At 75.5% G+C, this 6,466-nt stretch carries 7 protein-coding genes; 4 read left to right on the top strand and 3 right to left on the bottom strand.

The annotated features are described in order from the left end of the window. On the top strand, positions 1–201 hold a 201-nt coding region (locus tag CCN35_RS28315; RefSeq protein ID WP_086792315.1), incomplete at its 5' end, for a hypothetical protein. 49 nt (positions 202–250) lie between these two features. Next, positions 251–997: an aminoacyl-tRNA hydrolase gene (locus tag CCN35_RS09920; RefSeq protein WP_067396597.1), complete on the top strand. Its 747-nt coding sequence runs from the start codon at positions 251–253 to the stop codon at positions 995–997. A gap of 2 nt (positions 998–999) precedes the next feature. Here the strand turns inward: CCN35_RS09920 and CCN35_RS09915 are convergent, their stop codons facing one another. Next, complete coding sequence (locus CCN35_RS09915) at positions 1,000–1,392, bottom strand: nuclear transport factor 2 family protein (protein WP_067396596.1); 393 nt, start codon at positions 1,390–1,392, stop codon at positions 1,000–1,002. Positions 1,393–1,584: 192 nt separating this feature from the next. On the opposite strand from CCN35_RS09915, the gene CCN35_RS09910 reads away from it, so the two are divergent. Then, positions 1,585–2,892 (top strand): MbnB/TglH/ChrH family RiPP precursor modification enzyme, encoded by a 1,308-nt coding sequence (locus CCN35_RS09910; protein ID WP_067396594.1) that lies wholly within the window; start codon positions 1,585–1,587, stop codon positions 2,890–2,892. A 276-nt stretch (positions 2,893–3,168) separates the two neighbouring features. On the opposite strand, the gene hemQ is transcribed toward CCN35_RS09910, so the two are convergent. Together hemQ and hemG are read right to left on the bottom strand one after the other, a co-directional pair. Next, positions 3,169–3,900: a hydrogen peroxide-dependent heme synthase gene (gene hemQ / locus CCN35_RS09905; protein WP_067396592.1), complete on the bottom strand. Its 732-nt coding sequence runs from the start codon at positions 3,898–3,900 to the stop codon at positions 3,169–3,171. 4 nt (positions 3,901–3,904) lie between these two features. After that, positions 3,905–5,359, bottom strand: a complete 1,455-nt coding sequence (gene hemG, locus CCN35_RS09900) for a protoporphyrinogen oxidase (protein ID WP_079129799.1) — start codon at positions 5,357–5,359, stop codon at positions 3,905–3,907. Positions 5,360–5,516: 157 nt separating this feature from the next. On the opposite strand from hemG, the gene CCN35_RS09895 reads away from it, so the two are divergent. Next, a partial coding sequence (locus CCN35_RS09895; RefSeq protein WP_086792313.1) for a DUF4349 domain-containing protein occupies positions 5,517–6,466 on the top strand: 950 nt, incomplete at its 3' end.

Genomic DNA, 6,466 nt, shown 5'->3' with positions numbered 1-6,466 from the left:
GGCGGCTGCTGCCCGAGCGGCACGGCCGGGCCGCCCCGGCCGCCCTCCCCCGTCCCCGAGGCGGTGGAGGAGGACGGCCCGCCGTACGCGGAGTGCGTGCTGTGCCGCGAGCCGACCGAGTACCCGGAGTCGTACAGGGGGATCACGCTCTGCCCCGTCTGCGCGTGGCAGGAGGCGCAGCGCACGGCCTGCTCGGGCTGAGCGGGCCGAGCAGGCCGGGGCCGGTCATGTGCCTGGCAGACTGGAGGCCGTGAGCACCGACGAGACCCTCACGGCCACGTCCTTCGAGAACAGCCCGTCCCGGCCCGGCCCCGGCGTCCAGGAGCGGACGCGGCAGTTCGTGCTGCCGCTGGTGGTGCGGATCGAGCGGGCCGCCCCTCCGGCCCGTACCGACGCGCTGCAGACCGCGGCCCGTGCGGTGCTGGTGCTGCTCAGCGACGAACGCTCCCTCGGGGACGGCCCGTGGGCGCAGGCCGTACGGGACTGGCAGGACACCCGGATCCGCAAGGTGGTCCGGCGGGCGCGCGGCGCCGAGTGGCGGCGTGCGACGGCCCTGCCCGGCATCACGGTCACCGGGGAGACGGCCGAGGTGCGGGTCTTCCCGCCCGTGCCGCTCGACCGCTGGCCCAAGGACCTGGCCAGGCTCCAGGTCTCCGGCACCGACCTCGACGACCCGCGGCCCCCTGCCGGGCCGGACCCGGACCTTCCCGTCCTGTGGCTCAACCCCCGTCTGGAGATGTCCGCGGGCAAGGCGATGGCCCAGGTGGGCCACGGCGCCCAGCTGGCCTGGTGGGAGCTGCCGGAGGCGCACCGCGCCGCCTGGCGCGACGCCGGCTTCCCCCTCGCCGTCCGCACCGCCGGCCCCGCCCACTGGGACGCCCTGACCCGCACGGGACTGCCGGTGGTGCGCGACGCGGGCTACACGGAGATCGCCCCGGGGTCCTGCACGGTGGTCGCCGACCATCCGGCGCTGCGCCGGGACCGCGCCCGGCCCTGACGTCAGTCGGTCGGCGTCCCCTGGTGGAAGTACAGGCGCCAGCCCGACCGCGTCAGCCGCCACAGGGAGCTCCGCAGGGCCCGGCGCCCCTGATGGTCGGTGCGGTACGTCAGGTGGACGACACCCGGTGCGAGGACCTTCCCCGACATCTCGCCGACCTCGACCGGAGCCTCCGAGGACACCGCCCCGGAGCTGGTCACCGTGAGGATCGACCGGGCGTCCCAGACGCGGCCCGAGGCTCCGATCTCGGTGAACTCCGGGTCCAGCAGCTCGGAGACCAGGGCCGGGGAGGCACGCACCTCGGGGTCGAGCAGCCGCAGTTCGCCGTCGACGGCCGCCTGCACCGCCCTGTCGTTGTCGTCCTTCTCGTCCGCCGTGCGCTTCTCATCCGCCATACGCGGGACTCTACGAACACCCCCTGCCCGTGCCCAGCGAATATCGCCGGACCCCGCCCCGCCGCGCACGCCGCACGCGCCGCACCTCAAATGTTGCTCTGAACCTGCGGGGCCCGAGGTTCGCGGCCGGGCGCCGGGGCCATACCTCCCTCACGTACCCGGACGCGCAAGGCAGGAGGGGGCGAGGGGACCGTGGAGCGGCTCGGGGTGGGGATCGGGTGGCGGCCGGAGATCGCCGAGGCCGTGGAGGGGATGCCGGGTGTCGACTGGGTCGAGGTGGTGTCCGAGAACGTGTGCCCCGCCCATCTGCCCGCGTCGCTGCGGCGTCTGCGGGAGCGGGGGACGACCGTCGTGCCGCACGGTGTCTCGCTCGGCCTCGGCGGGGCCGAGCGGCCCGACGAGCGCCGGCTGAAGGCGCTCGCCGAACGGGCGGAGGCGCTCGGCTCACCGCTGGTGAGCGAGCACATCGCGTTCGTGCGGGCCGGTGGTGCGCCGACCGCCTCGCCACGGCTGGAGGCGGGGCATCTGCTGCCCGTGCCGCGCACCCGTGACGCCCTCGACGTGCTGTGCGAGAACGTCCGCATCGCGCAGGAGGCGCTGCCGGTGCCGCTCGCCGTCGAGAACATCGCCGCGCTGCTGACCTGGCCCGACGAGGAGCTGACCGAGGGGCAGTTCCTGTACGAGCTGGCCGACCGCACGGGGGTGCGGCTGCTGATCGACGTGGCCAATCTGCACACCAACCACGTCAACCGGGGCGAGGACCCGGCCAGGGCGCTGGCCGAGCTCCCCCTGGAGGCCGTCGCGTACGTGCATGTGGCGGGCGGCTTCGAACGGGACGGGGTCTGGCACGACAGCCACGCACACCCGGTTCCGCAGCCGGTCCTCGGCATCCTGGCCGACCTCGCCTCCCGGGTGTCCCCGCCGGGAGTGCTGCTGGAACGCGACGAGAACTTCCCCGAGCCCGCCGAGCTGGAGCGGGAGCTGGACGCGATCCGGAAGGCGGCGGAGCCGGGCCGTCCGCCCACCGTGCGGGGGACGCGCGAGACCGTCCGCGCCTCGGGGGCGGCCGGCGCGCACACCACCGAGCCCGCCCGGCAGCGGCTCGCCCTGGCGCAGACCGCCCTGCTGTCGGCGCTCGTCGCCGGGACGCCCGTGCCGGAGGGGTTCGACCGGGTGCGGACGGCGGTGCAGGCGCGGGCGCTGGCGGCCAAGCGGGCGAGTGTCGTGGCCAAGGTGGCGCCGGAGCTTCCGGCACTGCTCGGCGAGGGCTACCGGGCCGCGTTCCTCGCGTATGCGCGGAACCGGCCGATGAGCGGCGGCCACCGGCAGGACGCCCTGGACTTCGTGGCGTCCCTGCTGCGCGCCGGACGGCCGGACGACCCGGCGGTCCGGCGGGCGCTGCGGAAGTGGTGGCTCGAGCGGTCGGGCCCGGCCCCGCGCTCCGGCAGGCCCGCGGAGCGAATGGTCCGCGCGGCCCGGAAGGTGCTGCTGCGGCGCTGAGGGCAGGCCCCGCGGCACACGGTTCTGCCGGCGTCCGGCACGGCGGTGCCGGTCCGCCCCAAACTTCCGGGACCGCGGCGACGCCCCCGACGCCGTGCCGCCGGCCTCAGCCCCCGTGCCGGTGAGCGGCCGGGCCGCGGGCTCGCCGGCCCCGGGCACCCCGGGCAACCGGGCCCCTCCAGGGGCGGCTCCCGGTGCGGCGGTGGTCCGCGCCCCGCTCCGGGAGCCGTGACCGGCCGGTCCGCCGCCCGGAGGTGCTCGAAAGCGGCGGGATGCTCAGGCCAGCCCCGCGACCAGCTCCGCGATGTCCTTGCGGCGGCCGGTGAAGAAGGGGACCTCCTCACGCACGTGCAGACGGGCCTTCGAGCCGCGCAGGTGACGCATGAGGTCGACGATGCGGTGCAGCTCGTCGGCCTCGAAGGCGAGGAGCCACTCGTAGTCGCCGAGGGCGAAGGACGCGACCGTGTTGGCGCGCACGTCCGGGAAGCCGCGGGCCATCTGGCCGTGCTCGGCGAGCATGTGGCGGCGCTCCTCCTCGGGCAGCAGGTACCAGTCGTAGGAGCGGACGAACGGGTAGACGCAGACGTAGGCGCGCGGCGTCTCGTCGGCGAGGAACGCCGGGATGTGCGAGCGGTTGAACTCGGCGGGGCGGTGCAGCGCCATGTTCGACCACACCGGCGTGAGGGCGCGGCCGAGCCTGGTGCGGCGGAAGAGGTTGTACGCCTCCTGCAGCTGGTCGCTGGTGTCGGCGTGCCACCAGATCATCAGGTCGGCGTCGGCACGCATGCCCGAGACGTCGTAGGTGCCGCGGATGGTCACGCCCTTGGCGTCGAGCTGGTCGAACAGCTCCTGGACCTCCTCCGCGTAGCCCGCGCGGTCCTCGGGCAGGACGTCCTTCAGCTTGAAGACGGACCACAGGGTGTAGCGGATGACCTCGTTGAGGTCCTTGGCCAGCTTGCCCTTGTTCGGAATCCTGGCGGGCTCGGGGGTGGGAGCGTCAGCACTCATGGGGCTATTCTCCCGCTTCGCCCTGCGGCCCCCGCACCGGGGTCCCGGTGGGGTCCTGCCCCTCGGGGAGGACGCCGCCGATCCGGTCCACGGCGGCGTACGCGCTCGCGATGCACGCCGGGATGCCCACGCCGTCGTACACCGCGCCGCACACCGCGAGGCCCGGGAGCTTGCCGATGTGCTCGTGGATGCGGGCCACGCGCGCGTGGTGGCCGACGGGGTACTGGGGCAGGCCGTCGGTCCAGCGGGTGACGCGGGTCTCCAGGGGCACCGCGTCCAGGCCGGTGGCCTCGCGCAGGTCGTGCCGGGAGACCTCGACGAGCTCGGCGTCCTCCCGCTCCAGGATCTCCGTCTCGCCGTACCGTCCCACGGAGGTGCGCAGCACCACCACGTCCGGGTCCTCGTCGGCGAGCCAGCCCCACTTCTGGGAGGCGAAGGTGGACGCCTTGACGGTCCGGCCGTCGACGGGGGGCACGAGGAAACCGCTGCCCGGGGGCAGGGTGACGTCGGCACGGCGGTAGGCGAGGGTGATCAGGGCCATGGAGGCGTACTCGACGGTCCGCAGCTCGGCGGCGGCCCCGGGGGACTCGGCGTGCAGCAGGTCGGCGGCGGCCGGCGCGGGCACGGCGAGGATCACGGCGTCGGCCCGCAGCACGCGGTCCCCGGCGACCACGCGCCAGGACGAGTGGTCCTGCCTGCGCAGCTCCGTCACGGGCGTACCGGTCAGGATCTCTCCGCCGCGGGCGCGCACGGACTGGGCGACCGCGAGCGGCAGCCGGCCCATTCCGCCCTCGATTCCCAGGAACACCGGTCCGGTCCGCGGTGCGGCGGCGGCCGCGGCCTGGAGTTCGCGGACCCCTTCCAGCAGCGAGTCGTGGGTCCGTGCGACCTGGAAGAGCTGCGGGACGGCCGACCGCATCGAGATGCGGTAGGCGTCGCCGGCGTAGACCCCGCCGAGCAGCGGCTCGACCAGGCGGTCGACCACCTCGCGGCCCAGGCGTGCCGCCACGTACTCGCCGACCGCCACGTCCTCGCCGACCTCCGTGCGGGGCAGTTCGGCGTCGCGCTCGATGCGGGCGAGGCCCTCCTCGGACAGCACACCGGCCAGCGCGGAGGCCGTGCCGGGAACGCCCATGATGTGCCCCGCGGGCATGGGGCGCAGGGCGCCGCGGGTCCAGATCGAGGCGGCCGCGGTGGCCGGCGGCTGGAGCCGGTCGGCAAGACCCGTCTCACGGGCGAGGGTCACGGCCTCGGGCCGGCGGGCCAGCATCGACTCGGCGCCCAGGTCGACCCGCACGCCCGCGATCTCCCCGGGCAGCAGCTTGCCGCCCACCCGGTCCGCGGCCTCCAGGACGGTCACACGCGCTCCGCGCTGCAGCAATCGGTGTGCGGCGGCCAGCCCCGCGATGCCGGCCCCGATGACGACGACATGGCCTGTGTCCCTACCCGTTGCGCTCATGCGCCCACTCTCTCAGACCCCCGTCGGCGCCCCGTCCGCGCCCCGGTGTCCGGCACGAGTCCCGACCGTGACCGCATCGGAATCCTTTCCGGCGAACGTTGCGTGCGGGCCGTGCGTCGAAGAGGCAATCAGTCGTCCCAACCGGGGGGTACGCCTCATGCGCGCACATCGGTCCGCCCGCAGGTCCGCTCGTGGTTCCGCCCGCACCGTTCGTCCCGCTCCCGCCCTGGCCGGCCTTCTGCTCGCCGCCGCGCTCGCCCTCACCGGGTGCAGCGCGGGCGACAGCGACGAGGGGCGCGCCGGCACGGCCGCCACGGGCGCCGCCCGCCCCGACGCCCGCGAGGCCGCACCGGGCGCCGCGGGCGGGGACGGCGACCGGAGCACGGCCTCCGGCACGAGGGCCACCGCCCCGCCCCGGCTCACCGCGCAGCACATCATCCGCACCGCGTCGCTGACCGTGCGGGTCAAGGACGTGCCGAAGGCCCTGGAGACGGCCCGCACCGCCGTGGAGAACGCCGGGGGCTACGTCGGCGACGAGACCACCACCCGCGACGAGGCGGGCCGCGTCCGCACCCGCGTGGTGCTGCGGGTGCCCACCGACCGGTACGACGAGGTCCTGGCCGACCTGGAGGGCACCGGCACACTGCTCGACCGCACGGCGAAGGCGCAGGACGTCACCGATCGGGTCGTCGACGTCGAGAGCCGGATCAAGTCCCAGCGGGCGAGCGTGGCCCGGGTGCGCGCCCTGATGGAGCGGGCGACCCGGCTGAGCGACGTGGTCGCCCTGGAGGGGGAGCTGAGCCGCCGCGAGGCCGATCTGGAGGCGCTGCTGGCCCAGCAGGCGTCCCTGAAGGACCGCACGGGCATGGCCACGATCACTCTGTCGCTGTCCGAGGCGCCGGCGCCGAAGGCCGGCAACGACGACCAGCCGGGGTTCACGGACGCACTGGCGGGCGGCTGGCAGGCGTTCGTCGGCGTGCTGCGCTGGATCTCCCTGGCCGTCGGCGCGGTGCTCCCGTTCGCCGGAGCGGCGGCCCTGCTCGCCGTGGTGTGGCGGTGGATCGTACGGCCCCGGCTGCCGCGCCGCCCCGCCGCCCCCGCGTCTCC

Source organism: Streptomyces thermovulgaris (assembly GCF_002155915.1).
GTDB lineage: Bacteria > Actinomycetota > Actinomycetes > Streptomycetales > Streptomycetaceae > Streptomyces > Streptomyces thermovulgaris.
Note: the sequence above shows the minus strand (reverse complement) of the source record. Positions and strands in the feature narration are given on the sequence as shown.